Below are 19,975 nucleotides of genomic sequence, written 5' to 3'. Positions count from 1 at the left end.
TCCAGAATATTTTTTATAATTCAATTTCTAAACCTTCATAAGCTAAAATAACTTTAAATTTAAAATTCCTTTTATTTAAATCTTTTTGAATTTGATCCAATTTCTCATCTGAATGAGTTGTATTAAAATGGGTACATATAAGATATTTTTTTATATTGGCTTGGTTAGCATTTTCTATAGCCATTTCATAAGTTGAATGCCCAAATCCTTGAACAATAAATTTAGAAGATATATATTCTTCTTCTGTATATTGAGTATCATGAATCATAACATCAGAATCTTTTGCAAAATTAATAACAGCCTTATCTCCCCCAATTTTAGATTCTATATCCCAAATACACGATAGAGAACTACCATTTTCTAAATCTATTATTTTATAATAAATAGCTCCCTGTTGAGGATGAGAAGGGGCAAAAGACTGCATTGCATTAATTTCAAAATAATCCCTTCCATTATAAGACAATTTAAACTTTGAATTATCTTTAATAACATAATGATTTCTTCTACTTTTTAAATCTTTATACTCTATAGGAAAGTTTGGTGGAATCATATTTCTTTCAATCACTTTGCCTACATGCATTTTTAATGCTTGCATTCCATACATATTTATAACCGCATCTTCTCTATAGTTTGGAGCAAAAAAAGGAAATTCTGCAGTATGGTCTGGATGTAAATGAGTAAATAATATAGTTAATGGTTTTATTTCATTTTCCCAATTTTGCATTATTTCCTTACCAAGTTTAACAATTCCTGAACCAGAATCTATGATTATCCTTAATATTTTATTATTTTCAATTACTTTATATACTGTAACACAACTTGTGTTTCCTCCATATCTAACTGTTGTATTACCTGGAACTGGATGACTCCCTCTGACTCCATAAAATTTAATTTTCATAATTTATTCCTTAAATATTTTTACTTAAAATATTTTCATTTAAATTTTTATTAATTTAATCTTTAATTTTTTTTAATAATTATGTTATTTTTAGAAATTTATATTAAAATTTAGTTTTAAAATATAAAAATTTACTTTTTATATTTATATATTAAAACATAAAATAATTATTTCAACATATTAAAAAATAATATAATATTTTTAATTTTTTTAAAATTAATAATTGTAATTTATTTTTATATTGCTAATATAAAAGAAAAAAATTTAAGGAGTAATTATGGACTACCCCAGTTCGAGTTCTATTAAGATTGGTTTAACATATGATTTAAGAAAAGACTATGTAAATTTAGGTTTAACAGAAGAGGAATTAGCAGAATTCGATTCGGAAGAAACTATTATCTCAATTGAAAACACTTTACAATCTCTAGGTTTTCACACCGAACGAATAGGAAACATAAAAAATCTTATAAAAAATTTATCAGATGGTAAAAGATGGGACCTTGTATTCAATATATGTGAAGGAATTTATGGATATGGAAGAGAATCACAAGTTCCAGCTATACTTGATGCTTACCAAATTCCTTACACATTTTCAGATCCATTAACTTTAAGCATAGCTTTGCATAAAGGATATGCTAAAGAGATAGTTAAAAATCATAAAATAAAAACTCCTGATTTTTATATTATAGAAAATTTAGATGAATTAAATAAAAAAATAAATGAGATTAAAAAATTAAATATCAACTTCCCTCTTTTTGTAAAGCCAATTGCTGGTGGGACAGGAATTGGAGTTTCTAAAAATTCTAAGGTATTAAATTTTAGAGAACTTGAAATACAAACAGAAGAAATAATCAGAAAATATAAACAACCTGCAATCATAGAAGAATTTCTTCCTGGTAAAGAATATACAGTTGCTATTCTTGGTACTGGAGAAAACTCAAAAATATTAGGAGCAATGGAAATAATATTAAAAGAAAATGCAGAAGAAGAAGTATATTCTTATTATAACAAAGAAAATTGTGAAAAATTAGTTTATTATAAAAAAGCTGAAGATGAAAATGCAAAAGAAGCTTCAAAAATTGCACTTGAAGTTCACAAAATATTAAATTGTAAAGATTCTTCAAGGGTTGATATAAGACTAGATAAAAATGGTGTACCACATTTTCTTGAAATAAATCCTTTAGCAGGGTTACATCCAACTCATTCAGATTTACCAATAATTGCTTCTATGTTTGATTTTTCTTATATAGATTTGATAAAATTTATTGTAAACTCTGCATTAAATAGAGCAAATTATAAACAAGTAATGGTTTAATTTTTTTAGTCAACAGTTATTGATTTTGAAACATTTTTCGGAGCATCTGGATGTACTCCATGGTTCTCAATATGAAGTGAATTTAAATATTTCATTTTCATAACTGACATTTTAAAAGCTAAATTTTGTAATATTACAGTTACAGGAAAAACAAATAGATTCTTATCATCTGTTTCTTTTACTTCTATAAACTTATAATAGTAATTTTTTGAATCTGCTGGACTATTTGAAATAGCTTTATATAACTCATCATCATTTTCAGCTATTAATATTATATCAGCTCCTCTTATCTTATGAGTATGAATCTGAGAAATTGTAATTCTTTTATCTCTATCATCGCTATTACATATAAATATTAGTGGATAGTTTGAAAAATAATTTTCAATATTTATACTTTTTTTAAAATCAAAAATTAATCTTTCTATATTACTTGCATTATTTTCATTAAAATTTTCAAAAAAATTCTTATCATTATCAAGTCCACAACTTAACAAAGCTTTAAAGAAATCGTTAACAATCTCACTTGTTAAATCTATTTTGTTTTTATCCATTTTAATCTTTAAAAAGTTGACAAAATCTGAAAAAAGTTTTGTAACCTCTTCTATTGAAAAAATTGTATTCTTGCCTAATATAGTATTTGGTCCATGCTTGAACTCAGCTGAATCATAACCTTCAGTATGATTTAAAACAACTTCTCTTATTTTCAATGCTCCTTCTTTAGCAATACCAATAAGTGAAGTACCTAAAATATGTATTGATGGTTTTAAATATAATTTTAATGCAACTTCAGTTAAATCTTTATCTGTTTTTTTTAATGAATCATCAATTAATTCTTTTATTTTATAAATTTTTGTTTTTAATTCATCATTAAATTTTAAGGATGTTCTCTTTAATAAAGGGTAAATTGAATCAAAATTTCTTTCACTATCAAGGTTACTATCTTCAAATATCTTTGAGATTCTAAATGCAATCATATAAAAAAGTAGTATCTGACTTATAAAAGATTTTGTTGCTGCAACAGCTATTTCAGGACCACACAATATTGGAAGATAAAAATCTGATAATTCTTGTGGAATTCTAGAATTTTCATTATTAACCAAACTTACAATATGAACATCATTACATAATTTTTTTATATCTTGAATAATATCAACTAAATCTTTTGTTTCACCAGATTGAGTAACAACAATAATAATATCATCTTTTTTAACCCCATTTAAATACACTGATCTAAAACCTCCGGGATTAGTTGCAATTAGAGATATTTTAGTAAGATTATTAAAAAAATATGAACCAGTTAGGCAAGCATGATAAGATGTCCCACTTGCTATTGTAAATATTCTCCCACCTTTTAAATAAGAAATAATTATGAGATAAATTAAAAAATTAAAAAAATGAATAATCTTTCTCTTCTTTTTCCATAAAATCATATTATCTATTAAAAAAAGTTTATCTTCTATATCAGCAAATTTTATTAATTCAGAAAGAAATTGTTTTTCCGAAGATATAAACTCTTTTCTAGAATAAATTAAACTTATTATAGCAATATTTTTATACTTTATCCATAATTCATTAAACAAATTAGAATTAATAAAATCATTAAATTCTTTTTTTAGTTCGTCTTCATTTTTTTTCAAACTTAATCCAGTAAAATCTGAAAATAACTTATAAAAATCCTCTTTGTTTTGTTCAAAAAAATCAAATAATTTCTCCTCTTTGGTATCATAAAAATAATACAATAATATTTCATCAATATTTGATGAAGATGAAAATATTTCCTGTTCCATATAAAAATGATATCTTGGAGAAAGTGTAGTATCCTTTAAATTCAATTTTGATCTTTTTGCCTCAGGTTTTATAATGTTTAATCTACCAGAAAGATTAAATATAAAATAATTATTGTAGTTAAAGAATATACCTTCCCCTTCTTTAATTGGGATAAGAAATCTAGTTTTACTTAAAACTGATGTTAGATCACTTGATACCAAAATAAATTTGCCATTTTCATCCTCACCAATCCCAGCATATAAAGAAGATCCAGATTTTATAGCAAAAATTCCATCTATTTCAGGATCTATTATTGCTGCTGCATATGACCCATTTGCCTTTTCATCGGCTTTTCTTATGGCATCTATAAAACAAAATAATTTTTTGTGGATATTATTAAAATTGTTTTTATTTTTTCCATTATTAAAATTATCAAATTTAAAAATATTAGTAAAAATTTTATTAAAATTATCAAAATCATTCGATTCATAAATATTTTCTTTATCAAAATTTTTAAGATTAATGTTGTAAAAATGTTCTACTAAATGCACTATTATCTCACCATCATTATCTGAAATAATTTTATGACCAGATTCTGCTAAAAATTCTTTAAGTGTATCACAGTTAGAAATATTACCATTGTGTGCTCCAATAAGATTTATAAAACAATTTACTTCATGTGGTTGAGAATTCTTATCGGTAACTGAACCAAAAGTTGCCCACCTTACTTGACCAATAAAGGTTTTGCCTGCGAATTTATCAATATTTAAATCATGGACAACTTTTGAAGGAGCACCTACTTTTTTCTTTAATATAATGTTACCTTTATCATCTATAAATGCAGCCCCAGTAGAATCATAACCTCTATATTCTAGTTTTTTGAGCAAATTACATGCTTCTATACCCATTTTTTTATTTTCTTTCTCATAAATAATAGAAACTATACCACACATAAATACTCCAAAATTTCTTATTAATTTTTTTATTTAATTAACTACAAAAAATATAGCACAAAAATTTAACTTTACTTATATTAAATTATTAACTAATTTTATAATATTAGCCTAATTCAATTATTTTATCTGCATATTTTAAAGATTCAATTCTATGAGTAACCATAATAATGGTATTATTTTTACTTAATGCTTTAATATTTTTAATAACTTTATGCTCAGTTTTAGCATCAAGAGATCTAGTAGAATCATCAAATATATAAATGTTCGGTTTTTTATAAATTGCTCTTGCTATTGTTATCCTTTCTCTTTGTCCGCCAGAAACCATTATTCCTTTAGTTCCAACTTTAGTATTTATTCCATCAGGAAACATTTTTATATCATCAGTTAAGTTAGCAAAATTAATAGATTCTATAAGATTTTCATCAATTTTAATCAAATAATTTAAGTTATATTTTTCATTTTCTTTAAATTCATCGATTTGAACTTTTTCTAATTTTTTATAATTAAATATTTCTTTTATATCTTCATTTTTATTAAATTCTTGGATCATTTTATAATTTTGATCTTTATTTAATTCTTCTCTTTTTTTTAATTCTTCATCTTCATCAATTTTAATCTCCCTATCTATCTTTTTAAAAAAATCAAAAAATTTTCTTTTTTCATATTCATAATAAAAACTATCTTCAATATTGGAGAAATTTAAGTTATCTAATTTTCTAGAATTAAAATTACTAAAAGTAATGTTTTCCTTAATTGATTCAGAAAAAAGCAAAGGTTCTTGTAAAACATATCCAAAATTGGCTCTATAACTTTTTATATTTATTTTCTCGATTGGTATACCATTTACTAATATTTCTCCTGAAGATGGCATTTCATTACCAACTATTAAATCACATAATAATGTTTTACCACTTCCTACTTTACCTTTTATACCAATAAAATCTCCCTTATTTATTGTCAAATTTAAATTTTCAAATATAGTTCTATCACCAAACTTTAATGTAACGTTTTTAAACTCTATTTTTTCAATATTTTCAATATTTATTAAACTCTTATATCCTTCATAAAATATTTTATCATATTTTAGTATAGAATCATTTTCATAAAGTTCCATAATTCTTTTAGAAGCAATAGTATTCCTTTTTAAATTTACAAAAAAATAAACTATAGAATAAAAATATTCATTAATAGTATAATAGTATTGTGTAAAAGCTATAAATGTGCCCAAACTTAAAGTACCCGCAATAACGAATTTCCCCGAAAATAAAATTATAATAAAAAATCCAAGATTCATATAAAACATATTTGAACCATGCCAAATAGCATCTAATAATACAATTCTTAATTCCTTGTTTTTTCTTTTATTCATTAATAATTCAAACTCTTTTGATGAAAATTCTTCCATATTACAACTTTTAATAATTTTTATAGCAGAAAAAGCTTTTTCAATATTATCATTAACTTCAGAAATACTTTTTTGCAATTGTTCATAAGCATAGTCAAGTTTTTTCTCAATTAAAACAATATTAATAAATATTAAAATAATTGGTATTAAAATAAAAAGAGTAATTTGTGGAGACAAACTAATCATAACTACAAAAGAAAAAATAATTATTGATAGAGCATCAAAAAACCTAAATATTCCAGAACATGAAAACCAAGACAAATTTTGTATATCATCTATAATTCTTGTTAGAATATCTCCTGTTTTGAATTTATTAAAAAATTTTTTGGATTGTTTTAGTATAAATATAACAAGATCAAGAGTCATCTTAAAAAAGAAAGATCTATTAATGAAAATTCTATTTAATTGTATCGAAGTATAAAAAAATACAAAAAGAAAAGATAAAATAACAAAAATAAAAAGATTTTTTAATACATTATTCAACTTTAAATTTTCTGTTATTGAGTCTATAACATTTTTGAGAATAACAGGCCAATAAACCATTATAATAGTACTAATTATGGAAAAAACAATTAATATTGATATTCTCCATTTATGTTCTTTCCAATATTTTAAAATATATTTTAATAACTTTTTCATAAGCATTCCTTAAAATTAGTAAATATATTTCTATAAATTTATTTATTAATTTAACATATTTTAATTTTTGTATAAGAAATTTATGTTTTTATATTTACAAGCTCAGCAAAATAACCATTTTTACTTACTAACTCATTATAACTACCTTCTTCTATAACTTCTCCGTTATGAAAAACTATAATTTTATCAACATTTTTTATAGTTGATAATTTATGAGCAATAATAATACATGTTTTATCTTTAGAAAATTTGTTTAATGATTTATAAATTAAATCTTCTGTCTCCCTATCAATAGATGCTGTAGCTTCATCAAAAATAAAAATTTCAGAGTTTCTTAAGTAGGTCCTAACTATAGAAACTAATTGTTTTTCACCTGTAGAAATATTAGTGGCTTCATTTCCTATATTTGTATACAAACCATTAGAAAATCTTTTAAAATATTCTTTTATTCCTATATTGTCAAGAAAACTAAAAATATAATCATCATCAATATTTTTTCCTATTGTAATATTATTTTTAACATTATCTTCAAACAAAAAAATATCTTGAAAAACTGTTGAAAATAAATTTCTTAAAGCTCCTTTGTTTATATTTTTTAATTCTATACCATCGATTTTTATAGAACCTTTATATCCATCATACAATCTTAATAAAATAGAAATAATAGTGGTTTTCCCTGACCCTGTTTTACCTACAAGAGCAACTTTTTCACCTTTTTTTATGGTAAAAGATACATTTTTTAAAACTATTTTCCTATTATCATAAGAAAATGAAACATTATTAAATACTATTTTATCCTTAAAATCATTGATATCCAATCCAGAAAAATCTTCTTTTTCAATATTTAGTATCTCTTCAATTCTAGATAAAGCAGCTAAAGCTTTTTGAACCTCTTGATATTGTTGGGTAAGATTTTTAATAGGCCCAAAAAATTGTCTTATATAAGAAGTAAAAAGGTATAATAAACCAACTGAGAAATTTACCTTAACAATTGATGTCTTAAAAACAGTAATCCATATAATTAAAGCTATTGTTAAAGATTCAAAAATAAATAAAGTATTATGATATAAACTATCAATGAAATCACCTTTTTTTCCTAATATAAATATTTTTTTTAATTCATTGTTTAGTTTATTGATGCCCCAACCTTCTAAATTATTTAATTTTAATAAGATAGATCCTTTAATTATATCAGATAAAACACCAGTCATAGAAGAGAATACTTTTCTAAATTTTTCCCATATAGGATAAATCCTGTTTTTATACCATACAGAAAAAATAGCTAAAAAAACAACTACTATCATTAAAAATAAAGTTAAAACCGGGGATTTATTAATCATAACAATTAACATACCAATAAACAAAATTATATCATTTAATATTAAAAGTATTGAATTAGTAATAAAAATTCTAACAGCTTCTCCATCAGATTCTATTCTTGATATAAATTTTCCAACTGGGGTTTTATCAAAATAATTACTTGGAAGGTATATAAGATGATCAAAAACTTTCTTCTTTAAGCTAAACAAAATATTTTGTCCTAAATACTCATTGGTATAAATGTTAAAAAAAGTAATTAAACTAAATACCATAATAAGAATAAATAGTTTAATAAGTTCATTATAAAAACCAACTAAATCTTTATTTTTAATATAAATATCTATTACATTTTTTGTAATTATTGGAATTATTATATTAACTATATTTGATAGCAAAATAATAATTATAGCAATAAAAAAAATCTTATAATTTTTTTTGATTAGATCAAAAAGTATACTATATTTATTAATTTTTTTATTTTTCCTCATTTTACTACTATCTATTTTGTTTCTTTTATAATTCATGTTATATCTCCTTAATAAAAATCCCTCTGGATGCTAATCCAGAGGGATTCTATATTTTATAATTATTATCTTTAATCTTAATATAATATCCTACTTATCATAGAGGATTAGCAAAGATTTTGAACCAATCCTCTAATTTTACTTGAAAGTAAATCAAATCATTCTACGTAAATTGACTAAATCTTATATTTCAATAATTTAAATTTTATATATTTATATCTACAAGTTTTAATTTAAATTATTACTTTATTTAGCTAATTTAAAAATCATTAACCATTATCAAATTGAATAATTTTTATTATTAGAAAATAATAATTAAGGATTGGCTCATATTAATATATATAATAATATATTAAAAATTATTTTGCTTATATTTAATTGATTAATCATTTTTTAACCTCCATTCATAAAAAGAATAGAAGCAAACATTTTTTTTGTCAATAAAATTTTAATTAAATTTACTTAACTATTTTTAACTTAATAATCTATCAATTTATTTATTTTAATTTATAAAGAAACTAAAATATTTTAAAAAACAAAAAATAAATGTAATTAGCAGAAATACCAGCAATTAAACCCCCTATTGTGTGTGAAATAATAGCTTTAGATGTAAGATCTCTATACCCTAATGCATCCATCATACCAACATGAGTTGATAGATAACCAGACCAGGTCATTCCTATTGCTGTAAATACTGCTATATCATTAGCTTTTATTAATCCTGCTTGTAAAAATTTTGGTATTAAACCTAAAGCAGCCCCAACAGCACCAAGTGAAGTTACAGGAAAAGCTATAGATTCTGGAGAAGAGAATCCGAATAAGAATTTTAATGGTTTAAATATTAATGAACCTATAAAAGGTAAAATTGGTACACCCTGATAAGCTGAACCATTATAGTGACCTCCTGAATCAAAAGTAACGAGCAAGACAAAGGTACAAATAATTAAAACCCCTGGTATAATTTGAAATCCCATCTCAAGACCATTCTTACCTCCATCTAAAATAGAATCTAAGAGTCTTTGAAAATAGTTTCCTTCTCTAATATATCTATAATTCAATAGATCTTCTTTATCCTTTTCATGTAAATTAAGATGTTTAAAGTCTTTATGAGTAGCAAAGTATTTTTTTGAATAATTTATCATCATTCTAGTTGAAAAAATAGATCCTATAACAGTCCCAACATTGCCAATTAGAGCTTCAATAAAAAACCCTTTAGAAAACATATAAGCAGTAATAATTAAGCCCATACCAAAAGATGTTCCAAAATTAGTTAATGCTGGTTTTTGATAATCTTCAAAATAACTCATAAAATTCTTATCTTTAGCAAGTGCTATTATTGCGGGATTATCAGAAATATAAGTTGACAAAGCTCCAATAGCAGCAGCTCCAGGTAACCCCCAAAATACTTTTATAACTGGAGCAAGTATTTTGTTTAATAGAGAAATAATACCAAACTCTACAAGAAAAGAACCAAAAGCACCTGATATTACCGACAAAGCCATTATGAAAAAACATGTATTAAGTAATAGATCATGTGCTGTTTTCATTATAGTAGAAATAAAATTTGCAAGCCCCATTTTGTAAGAAAAAAATAAAAAAATTAAAACTAATAAAATTAATAATATAAATGTTTTATATGTAATTGCCTTAACTTTTTTCATTAAAAGATCCTTTTTGAAAATTAAAATATTAAAATTATTAATAAACCTAAAAAGATAAAACATTAATTCCAATTTGAAATTTAATTATTTTTATTTAAGAAAAATTAATCATAAAATAATGAAATTACAAGCTAATTACATTTTAATTTTATATATTTTTATTTCTTTTTCTTTTCCTTTAAGTTTGACTTCATTAAACTCTACAAATTTTTCTTTGCTTTTAGAATTAAGATAAATTTCTTCAGAACATAATATTTCCATAGGTTTAGCAATTGAGCATAATCTTGCTGTAGTATTTACAGCATCACCTATACAGGTAAAAAGCATTCTAAAGTCTGATCCTATATTCCCTACTACTACATCCCCCATATGGAGACCTATGCCTACTTCAAAAATTGGTAAATTATCTTTTTTTCTTTTAATATTAAGCTCTTCTATATAATTTATTATTTCAATTGCTGTTCTGATACAATTATCAACTCTTTTTTCACCTTTAAAATGAGCGACTACTTGATCTCCAACAAAATTATCTATATCTCCCTTATTTTTTTTAATTATTTTAGACTGAGCATCCAAATAAATATTTAATATGCTTATTACATCATCTGGAGAACTTTTCTCTGAAAAAGAGGTAAAGCCTCTAATATCTGAAAATAAAAAAGCAAAATTTCTTCTTTCCTTAAGATTTAAGTTTTGAGATTTATCTTGCATATCTTTTATTAAATTAATTGTCCCCTTTGAAACATACCTTTCAAGGTGATATTTTTGTATCAATTCAGATAACATTATATTAAATATATCTGAAAGTCTCCCGACTTCATCCATTGAATTTATTTTGATTTTTGCATCAAGATTCCCTTTACTAACTTCGAGTCCCCAATTTTCAAGTATTTTAATATTTTTAACAAATATCTTTGATATTAATGAAATCAAAATGATTGATAATAAATATATCACTAAAAAAATTATGAATATGATTCTTAAACCTTTATTTATTTCTTTTTGAATATTAGTAATATCTAAAACAATCAAAACATTCCCAAGAAACCTAAACTTTTCAGCATAATCTCTTAATACAAGAAAATTTTTATAAATTTCATTTGTTATATTAGCAGCTAAAGTTATATTTTTATCTTCTAAAGCCTTTTGCTGCTTAATTTTCAAATTAATTAGCCAATAAATATTACAAAGCCATTCATCTTTTTTTTCAAACTTACCTTTTCTAAAATTAAAAGCTTCTTTGTATAAATTAAAAAAAATAAAATCTAAATCTCCATAGTATTTTGATTCTTTTCTAGTAATATCTTCTGATAAAAAACTATTGTACTTTTTAATTAAATAATTAACATAGTAATCTTTGCTTTTTGTTGATAATCCTTTATCATAATAAGTTTTAAAAATCTTATCAAAATCATTATTAATTGAAACTAATAAACCAAAATTTAAAAAAATAGGTTGTAAAAGTATTTTATATTTTAATTTCAAAACTCTATATTTTTGATTTTTGCTATCTTTATTATTGCTTTCTTTACTACTATTATTATTATTTTCATATACTATAACTTTTTTGTTTTTAATTATATCATAACTATTTTGACTAAACTTATCTTTTATCTTAAGACTGCTAATATCTTTTGAACTTATTACATTATTTCCTTCATTTACAAGAATTCTCATTCTATCATCAACAATTATTACTTGAACAACATCTTTATTAATATTAATAAAATTTACTATACTGTTTTTAACAAAATTTCTTTTACTCTCTTTTTCAAGTGAAGAGGAAAAAAGGCTTTCTTCCATAAATATTTCAGAAACATTACTTAAAATAGTATTCAAAATCGATGCTCTATTAAATTTTTCAATTAAAATAATTCTATTTTGATAAAAGTAGTTAAAAAATAAAATTATAGATAAAATCAAAAGAAAAATAACACTGAATGTTAATATTAATTTTAACTTTATCCCTAGTTTTACACTTCTGATTTTTGAAGACTTTAACTTTTTCTTTCTCTTAAATAAAGAAAAGAAAAAATTTAATATTTTTATTTTCATATTTTTATTATATTTAATATTAATAAAATTTCAATAATATTAAACAACATTAGCTTTTTTAAAAAAAAAAATAAAACAAAACTAAATTAAGAATTAAGAAATTAATTAAATTAAAATACTTTGAAGAAAAATTATATTTCAATAATTAAAGGATCAAGAAGTTTTATTAAATCAATATATTTAATTTTTAATATAACTCCTCTTTGACCCCCATTTATGAAAACATATTCAAATTTGCTCAATTTTTTATCAATTATAACTTTTAACTTATTTTTTGATCCAAATGGAGATATTCCTCCTACAAGATAACCAGTAATTCTTTGAGCTTCATCAACTTCAGCAAGTTCAACTTTTTTTGTTTTTAAAAAAAAAGCTAATTTTTTTAAATCTATTTCCTTATCACCACCAATAAGGCAAAAATAAAAATCGTAATTTTTTATATCTTTTATAACAATAGATTTTATCATTGATTCTAATGGTACAGATAAAGCTTCAGCAGCAAATTCTGCTCCTTTTTTTTCAAAATTATATTCAAATACTTCAAAATTAATATTATTTTTTTGAAGAAAATCTATTGCTCTAGTCTTAGCCATATTAAACTTATTCTATATTAAAATATCGATGTTATTAGTGTTTAAAATGCCTTGTATTTGTTATTACCATAATTATGTTATTTTTTTCCGCAAGTTCTATAGATTCATTATCTTTTATTGAACCTCCTGGTTGAATAATAGCTTTAACTCCATATTTTAGAGCTTCTTCAACAACATCTGGAAATGGGAAAAAACCATCTGATGCAAGAACATCAATTTGATTAAATCTATCTTTAGCTCTTGATAATGCTTGTTTTGCTGCCCAAATTCTATTAACTTGACCTCCAGCAATACCAGATGTTGCAAAATCAGTAGTTACAACTATGGCATTTGATTTACAATACTTAACAACTTTATAAGCAAAGATCATCTGATCTTTCAAATAGTTATCTGGAACTTTAGATGTTACAACATTGAAACCTTCAAATAAAAAATTATCATATTCCTGTAAAAGTATTCCTCCATCAACTGGAGAAAAATCATATTTTTGTTTAATTTTATTATCTTTAATTTTTATAATTCTCAAATTCTTTTTCTTTTTTAGAATATATAAGGCTTCATCACTAAAATCATTAGCAATAATAATTTCAAGAAATATTTCATTTAATTTCTTTGCAAGATCACTACATACCTTTCCATTAAAAGCAACTATTCCTCCAAAAATTGAAATATCATCACATCTTAACCCTTTTAAATAAGCATTGTATAAATTATCAGCAACTGCAACAAAACATGGTACATTGTGCTTTACACCAACAGCAACAGGGTTTTCAAACTCACAAGCTATTTTCCAGGCTGCATCAATGTCTTTAATATTATTGTAAGATAATTCTTTGCCATGTAATTTTTCAAAATTTTTAAAAAAACCATCATAATAAGAATCAATATAAAAGGATGCTTTTTGATGAGGATTTTCACCATATCTTAAATCAAAATCTTTTTTATAAGACAAACTTAGATACTCAGGAAAACCATAACTTTTATCATACAAAAAATTAGATATACAAGCATCATAGCTAGAAATCATATTAAAAACTTTAAAAGCAAGATATTTTCTTGTTTCATAAGATATACTTTCTTTTCTTTCAAATTCATCTATAACTAATTCATAATCTTTTGGATCAGATAAAACAACAACATCTTTAAAATTTTTAGCAGCAGCTCTTAAAAGTGTTGGACCTCCTATATCAATAAATTCAATTTTTTCATTAAAACTTAAATCAGAATTAACTTTTTCAAAAAATGGATAAAGGTTTACAACAACAAAGTCAATATATGGAATATTGTAATTTTTATTAGTTTCCATGTGTTCCATCTTATCTCTTAAACTTAAAATACCAGCATGAACTTTAGGATGAAGAGTTTTAACTCTACCATCAAGGATTTCTGGAAATCCTGTATAATCCGAGATTTCTATTGGACTAAAACCTTTTTCCCTTAAATACTTTAAAGTCCCACCAGTTGAAATAATTTCATATTTTTTTTTAATTAAAAATTCTACAATTTTTTCTACATTATTTTTATCAAAAACACTTATTAATGCATATTTTTTATTATCACAACCTAAACTCATAAAAAGTCCTTCTGTTTCATTATTCATTTTAATTTATTGATAATTAAAGAAATTATTAATATATTAGATCTTAGCAAGCAGAGGTACTTAGTATTCCTAATTAAATTTTAATATAAATTATTTGATCAAATTTATAAACTATGTATTATTTTTTTCAATGTTTATAATTAAAATTATTTTAATTTATTTAAATTATCCTGATCATCCAATAAATATGGATTTTCTTTTGCATAATCATAAGCTGTTTTTCCAAAATTATCTTTAATATTTTTATCTGCACCTGCTTTTAATAAAATATCAATCACATCCCAATTTGTTAAAAATTTAGCAGCATATATTAGTGGAGTCTGACCATTTTTATCTCTTTTATTAATTTCTATATTTCTTGATATTAACAATTTAGCTAATTCTAGTGAATTACTGCTTAAAACAGCATAATGCAAAGCATTTTGTCCATCATTATTAGACTCATTAATTAATATTTTATTATTTAATAAAAATTCAATAACATTAATACTATTATTATATTTTATTGAAATCATCAATGGAGTATCTCCATTTTTAATCTTATGGTTTATGTTATCTCCATTTTTTAAAAGCATTCTAAATATATCAAGATCACTTCTATATCTAGCAGCTATAGAAATTGGATTGTAACCATCTAAAGTTAATGTATTTAAACTAAAACCATTTTGTAACAAAAAATTAATTATTTCTATATTTTGATTTGATTTTACTGCATGATGAAAAGCATTATAACCTTTATTATCAAAGTCATTTATATTTATTTTTGATTTTAATAATACTCTAATAACTTCTACATTTTTATTATTTGCAGTAGCATGCATTAAAGCATTCATTCCATTTAAATCTTTTCTTTTTAAATCAGGTTCAAATTTTAAAATAGTTTTAATTATTTCTGGATTTTCGTTAAATTTTGCAGCAATCATTAAAGCATCCATATAATCTTTATTAACTTCGTTAACATTAGCTCCTCTTTGCAAAAGATATTCAAGAACAATGTGATTTGGGTTATAAGCAGCAGCAAACATCAAAGGTGTCCATTCATCATAAGTTTTGACATTTAAATTAACGCCTTTCTCAATATAAATATAAATAATTTGTGGATTAGGATTGAATGCAGCATACATAACTGGTAACATTCCAAAATAATCATTTGTAGTTTGGTCTAGTCTTGCACCTTTAGCTATTAAAATATAAATAACTTGAGGATTTGGGTTATATCTTGACGCTAGCATTAAGGCATTTTGACCATAATTATTTTGCCAATGAACACTTGATCCTCTATTTATTAAAGTTTGTATGACAAGCTCATTCCTATTATATCTGGCAGCATATAAAGAAGCTGTGTTGCCAAGTTTATCCTTAAATTCATGTAAGGCACCTTTATCTAAAAGAAAATCAACAACAAGTTCATCAGGATTATAAGCCGCAGCAGCCATAAGTGGAGATATTCCTTCAGAATTAAGAAAATTAATATTACTAAATTTTGTAATCTCTTTTTTAATTTGATCAATTTTTCCATTTTTGCATAATTCAACAAACTTATCTATGTCAGTATTTGTTTGAGATAAAAAAACAATATTTATTAGCATTAAAAATACTATTATTAAAATATTCCTTTTCATAAAAATATTCCTCTTTTTACAAAATATCGTTTTATAAAATAATTAATAAAATAACAAATAAAATTAAAATATTAATTACTTTACATATTTATTATTCCTCACAATTAAATTTTATTCAAAAATTAAAAAATTCAAATTTTTACTTGACATCCTATAAATATTTTTTATATTTTGGTTGAGGCTAAATCTTTTTATATTAGCTATATTTTTTATACAAGGCAAAATTTTTAATTAAATGAAAAATAAAAGTAAATTTATTAAATATAATTTTATGGAGTATAAATTATGGATAAAATTTTAACTCAAAGTCTTGAAGATTATCTTGAAGCCATATATATATTGTTACTTAAACATAAAGTAGTTAGAGTTAAAAATATAGCTGAATATTTAAAAGTTAAGCAATCTTCAGTCAATAAAGCAATAAATGAATTATCTAAATACAATTATATAGACCATGAAAAGTATGGCTATATTGACCTTACAGACCAAGGATATAAAAAAGCTAATGAAATATTTAATAAACATAATCTTATAAGTAATTTTTTAATAAAAATATTAAATGTTTCAGAAGAAAACTCTTACAAAGATGCTTGTATAATCGAACATTATCTTTCCAATGAAACCATTTCAAAAATGGAAGAATTTATGAAAAACTATAAAAAATAAATGATAATAATTTAAAATTAAATAATTATATTTATTAATTTATTTATAAAATTTTATAAAAAATAAAAAAAATCTTATATAATTTAAAATTTAATTACAATAAAAAAACAACAAATATAAAAAATTAAATATATCAATTTTAAATATTTTAAATAAAATATTATAAGAAAAATATCATAAGAAAAGAGGGGAAAATGTGTATAACAGAAATAAAAAATAATGAAAGATTTAGAATAGATAAAATTAACGGAGGACCTGGTCTTATTAGGAGACTTAGAGATCTTGGACTTTTATCTGGTGAAGAAATATTAATGATAAAAAATGAAAACAAAGGACCAATAATAATAAATGTTAAGGGATCAATGATTGCATTAGGCAGAGGTATTGCTCAAAAAATTTATGGACAAAAAATAAGTTAGAAAATCTAACAAATATTTTTCCTGATAATTTTTTTAATTAAACAGGAGATCAAAACATGTATAAGATAGCCTTAGTTGGTCAACCAAATTCTGGTAAAACTACTATTTTTAATTATCTAACAAAATCTAATCAACATGTAGGAAATTGGCCTGGTGTAACAGTTGAAAAAAAAGAAGGTTTCTTACAATATAATGACTTAAAAGAAATTGATATCGATACAAAGATTAAATTAAGTTCTCTAAGAAACAAAATAATAAATATAGTTGATCTACCAGGAATTTATAGTCTATCTTCCTTAACAATAGAGGAAAAAATAACAAGAGATTATTTAATAAATGAAAAACCCAATCTAATTATCAATATTATTGATAGCAACAACATTCAAAGACATCTTTTTTTAACTTTTCAAATTTTAACCCTTAATATACCTATAATAATAGTCTTCAACTTTATTGATGAACTTAATGAAAAAAATTTAGATATAAACGAAAAAAAACTCAACACCATGCTAAATACAAAAATTGTAAAAGCTAATGCAAGAAAACAGAATGGACTTAATTTGATAATAAAAAACATAGTAGATTATCTTTACAATTTTGAAACAATAGGAAATGGAAGAAAAGAAAATAATTATTTCCCTGTATTTAAAATACCAATTGAAGACTCTGAAATCAAAAATAATTTAGAAAATTTAAGTAAGTTAATTTTTGAAAATATTGACATAAAATATAGAGATTTTTCCCTATTCTTTTCATTAAAATTTTTTGAAAACGATGAAGATATTTCTAATTTTTTAAGTAAACTCTTAGAAAAAGAAATACTAAATAAAATAACAAATATTAAAAATAATTTTTATAAAAAGTTTAAATATGATGATATTTTTCATATTTGGATTTATAGCATTGCTGCAGGAATCGAAAAAGAGATAATAATAAGTAAAAATAATATAAAAAGAAAAAACTATACATTTTCCCCTGATATCATATTATTAAATAATTTTATTGGTTTACCTTTATTTTTTTTAATTATATTTTTTGTATTTTTTCTAACCTTTAAATTAGGAGATTTCTTTTCTTCAATTATAGAAAATATTTTATTATATTTTTCAAATACAATAGAAAATGTTATAAAAAATAATTTAATTATTTCATTAATAAATAATGGAATTATTTCTGGAATAGGAAATATTTTAATTCTTTTACCATATATTTTTATAATGTTTTTTCTTTTTGGAATTCTTGAAGATATAGGTTATTTTCCAAGAATTACTTTTTTAGTGGATAAATTTTTTCATAAATTAGGTCTCCATGGAAAATCTTTCATACCATTAATTCTTGGTTTTGGATGTAATGTACCTGCTATTATGGGAACAAGGACTCTTGAAAAAAAAGAGGAAAGAATTAAAACAATTCTTATGATACCATTGATCTCTTGCTCAGGGAGACTACCTATATATCTAATCTTTACTTCTGCTTTCTTTTCAAAATATGAAAGTTTTGTAGTGTTTTTTTTATACTTTTTAGGTATTATTTTTTCTATTATTACTGCTTTAATTCTCAATAAAACATTTCTAAAAAAAAGTTCAGAAGGATTAATTATTGAGCTTCCGCCATATAGAATGCCTATACTAAAAAATCTTCTTTTCTATTCAATTCCAAAAGTAAAAGAATTTCTTAAAAAAGCCGGAACACTTATTTTCTTTTTTACAATATTATATTGGTTTATTTCATATTTCCCTAATCCATCATTTTATGGAACTGAAAAAAGTATTGCAGGAAAAATATCAAAAATTCTAAGTCCCATTTTTAAACCTTTAAACTTTGATTGGAGACTTTCATTAAGTTTAATTAGTGGATTTTTTGCAAAAGAATTAGTTATTTCCACCTTAGGTGTAATTTTTGCTAATAGTGGAAACCTTATAAATATTTTACCTTTGCATTATGAACCAATTACTGCCTTAAGCTTCTTAATTTTTGTTTCTTTATATGTACCTTGTATATCAACCTTAGTAGCAATTAGAAACGAAACAAAATCATTTTTCTGGACAATTTTTGGAACAATATATCCTATTTTTGTAGCTTGGATAGTAACTTTTTTATTTTTAAAACTATACAGTATTATTATTTTACTTTTCTAATAATTACTTATCATTATTTTTTTATCAAAATTCTTTTTTATTAAATTCATTATTTTTTTTTCTCATTAAAAAAATAAATTATGCTTTTCATTTTTTTAAGTATTTCTATCTTAACAAACCAATTAAATAAAAATTATTAAAATATAATGTTAATACCTATCTGAAAAAATAAGCCATCTATTTTATAAAAGGGATTAAAATAAAAATTCTTAAAATAATAAATAATATTCATATAATAACTAAAATTATTAATTTTATTTATAAATGAAATTTCTAACTTATTAGAATACAAAATATTAATATTTTGATATAAATTAAACTTAATTGCATAATAATAATATGAAAAAATTATATTATTAAAAATTAAAAGATCTTTTTCAATAATAATATTAAAAAT

Annotated in this window: 14 protein-coding genes; 4 read left to right on the top strand and 10 right to left on the bottom strand. The window is 22.6% G+C overall.

Annotated elements, in window-relative coordinates; genetic code table 11:
* Positions 1 to 13: 13 nt before the first annotated feature.
* A complete protein-coding gene (locus N3A58_06585) occupies positions 14 to 898 on the bottom strand; it encodes an MBL fold metallo-hydrolase (GenBank protein ID MCX8059065.1) in 885 nt (294 codons plus the stop codon).
* A gap of 277 nt (positions 899 to 1,175) precedes the next feature.
* Here N3A58_06585 and N3A58_06580 point away from each other — a divergent pair, with 277 nt between their 5' ends.
* Entirely contained in the window at positions 1,176 to 2,213 is a 1,038-nt protein-coding gene (locus tag N3A58_06580) for an ATP-grasp domain-containing protein (GenBank protein ID MCX8059064.1), read from the top strand.
* 5 nt (positions 2,214 to 2,218) lie between these two features.
* Here the strand turns inward: N3A58_06580 and N3A58_06575 are convergent, their stop codons facing one another.
* The 8 genes from N3A58_06575 to N3A58_06540 form a co-directional block, all read right to left on the bottom strand.
* Positions 2,219 to 4,933: an SIS domain-containing protein gene (locus N3A58_06575; protein MCX8059063.1), complete on the bottom strand. Its 2,715-nt coding sequence runs from the start codon at positions 4,931 to 4,933 to the stop codon at positions 2,219 to 2,221.
* 106 nt (positions 4,934 to 5,039) lie between these two features.
* Positions 5,040 to 6,980 (bottom strand): ABC transporter ATP-binding protein/permease, encoded by a 1,941-nt coding sequence (locus N3A58_06570; GenBank protein ID MCX8059062.1) that lies wholly within the window; start codon positions 6,978 to 6,980, stop codon positions 5,040 to 5,042.
* An 80-nt stretch (positions 6,981 to 7,060) separates the two neighbouring features.
* Positions 7,061 to 8,824 carry an ABC transporter ATP-binding protein/permease gene (locus tag N3A58_06565; protein ID MCX8059061.1) on the bottom strand — a complete coding sequence of 588 codons (1,764 nt, stop codon included), beginning with the start codon at positions 8,822 to 8,824 and terminating at the stop codon, positions 7,061 to 7,063.
* A gap of 518 nt (positions 8,825 to 9,342) precedes the next feature.
* Entirely contained in the window at positions 9,343 to 10,485 is a 1,143-nt protein-coding gene (locus N3A58_06560) for a hypothetical protein (GenBank protein ID MCX8059060.1), read from the bottom strand.
* 135 nt (positions 10,486 to 10,620) lie between these two features.
* On the bottom strand, positions 10,621 to 12,540 hold the full coding sequence (locus N3A58_06555) for a hypothetical protein (protein MCX8059059.1): 1,920 nt from the start codon (positions 12,538 to 12,540) through the stop codon (positions 10,621 to 10,623).
* Positions 12,541 to 12,671: 131 nt separating this feature from the next.
* Entirely contained in the window at positions 12,672 to 13,133 is a 462-nt protein-coding gene (locus N3A58_06550) for a hypothetical protein (GenBank protein MCX8059058.1), read from the bottom strand.
* 34 nt (positions 13,134 to 13,167) lie between these two features.
* Positions 13,168 to 14,706: a bifunctional phosphoribosylaminoimidazolecarboxamide formyltransferase/IMP cyclohydrolase gene (gene purH / locus N3A58_06545; GenBank protein MCX8059057.1), complete on the bottom strand. Its 1,539-nt coding sequence runs from the start codon at positions 14,704 to 14,706 to the stop codon at positions 13,168 to 13,170.
* 173 nt (positions 14,707 to 14,879) lie between these two features.
* Entirely contained in the window at positions 14,880 to 16,355 is a 1,476-nt protein-coding gene (locus tag N3A58_06540; GenBank protein ID MCX8059056.1) for an ankyrin repeat domain-containing protein, read from the bottom strand.
* A gap of 285 nt (positions 16,356 to 16,640) precedes the next feature.
* On the opposite strand from N3A58_06540, the gene N3A58_06535 reads away from it, so the two are divergent.
* From N3A58_06535 to feoB, 3 genes are all read left to right on the top strand, one after another.
* The gene (locus N3A58_06535) at positions 16,641 to 17,021 is read left to right on the top strand and encodes a metal-dependent transcriptional regulator (GenBank protein MCX8059055.1); all 381 of its coding nucleotides are present in this window, start codon (positions 16,641 to 16,643) and stop codon (positions 17,019 to 17,021) included.
* A 194-nt stretch (positions 17,022 to 17,215) separates the two neighbouring features.
* Complete coding sequence (locus tag N3A58_06530) at positions 17,216 to 17,440, top strand: ferrous iron transport protein A (GenBank protein MCX8059054.1); 225 nt, start codon at positions 17,216 to 17,218, stop codon at positions 17,438 to 17,440.
* Between the two features lie 56 nt (positions 17,441 to 17,496).
* A complete protein-coding gene (gene feoB / locus N3A58_06525; GenBank protein MCX8059053.1) occupies positions 17,497 to 19,578 on the top strand; it encodes a ferrous iron transport protein B in 2,082 nt (693 codons plus the stop codon).
* A gap of 136 nt (positions 19,579 to 19,714) precedes the next feature.
* Here the strand turns inward: feoB and N3A58_06520 are convergent.
* The coding region (locus N3A58_06520; protein ID MCX8059052.1) for a hypothetical protein at positions 19,715 to 19,975 on the bottom strand (261 nt) is incomplete at its 5' end.

It is taken from the genome of Spirochaetota bacterium (assembly GCA_026415295.1).
Taxonomy (GTDB): Bacteria; Spirochaetota; JAAYUW01; order JAAYUW01; family JAOAHJ01; genus JAOAHJ01.
Note: the sequence above shows the minus strand (reverse complement) of the source record. Positions and strands in the feature narration are given on the sequence as shown.

Coding starts and splice junctions, on each gene's coding strand:
- N3A58_06585 (MCX8059065.1), bottom strand. CDS start 898: ATGAAAATTAAATTTTATGGAGTCAGAGGGAGTCATCCAGTTCCAGGT.
- N3A58_06580 (MCX8059064.1), top strand. CDS start 1,176: ATGGACTACCCCAGTTCGAGTTCTATTAAGATTGGTTTAACATATGAT.
- N3A58_06575 (MCX8059063.1), bottom strand. CDS start 4,933: ATGTGTGGTATAGTTTCTATTATTTATGAGAAAGAAAATAAAAAAATG.
- N3A58_06570 (MCX8059062.1), bottom strand. CDS start 6,980: ATGAAAAAGTTATTAAAATATATTTTAAAATATTGGAAAGAACATAAA.
- N3A58_06565 (MCX8059061.1), bottom strand. CDS start 8,824: ATGAATTATAAAAGAAACAAAATAGATAGTAGTAAAATGAGGAAAAAT.
- N3A58_06560 (MCX8059060.1), bottom strand. CDS start 10,485: ATGAAAAAAGTTAAGGCAATTACATATAAAACATTTATATTATTAATT.
- N3A58_06555 (MCX8059059.1), bottom strand. CDS start 12,540: ATGAAAATAAAAATATTAAATTTTTTCTTTTCTTTATTTAAGAGAAAG.
- N3A58_06550 (MCX8059058.1), bottom strand. CDS start 13,133: ATGGCTAAGACTAGAGCAATAGATTTTCTTCAAAAAAATAATATTAAT.
- purH (MCX8059057.1), bottom strand. CDS start 14,706: ATGAGTTTAGGTTGTGATAATAAAAAATATGCATTAATAAGTGTTTTT.
- N3A58_06540 (MCX8059056.1), bottom strand. CDS start 16,355: ATGAAAAGGAATATTTTAATAATAGTATTTTTAATGCTAATAAATATT.
- N3A58_06535 (MCX8059055.1), top strand. CDS start 16,641: ATGGATAAAATTTTAACTCAAAGTCTTGAAGATTATCTTGAAGCCATA.
- N3A58_06530 (MCX8059054.1), top strand. CDS start 17,216: ATGTGTATAACAGAAATAAAAAATAATGAAAGATTTAGAATAGATAAA.
- feoB (MCX8059053.1), top strand. CDS start 17,497: ATGTATAAGATAGCCTTAGTTGGTCAACCAAATTCTGGTAAAACTACT.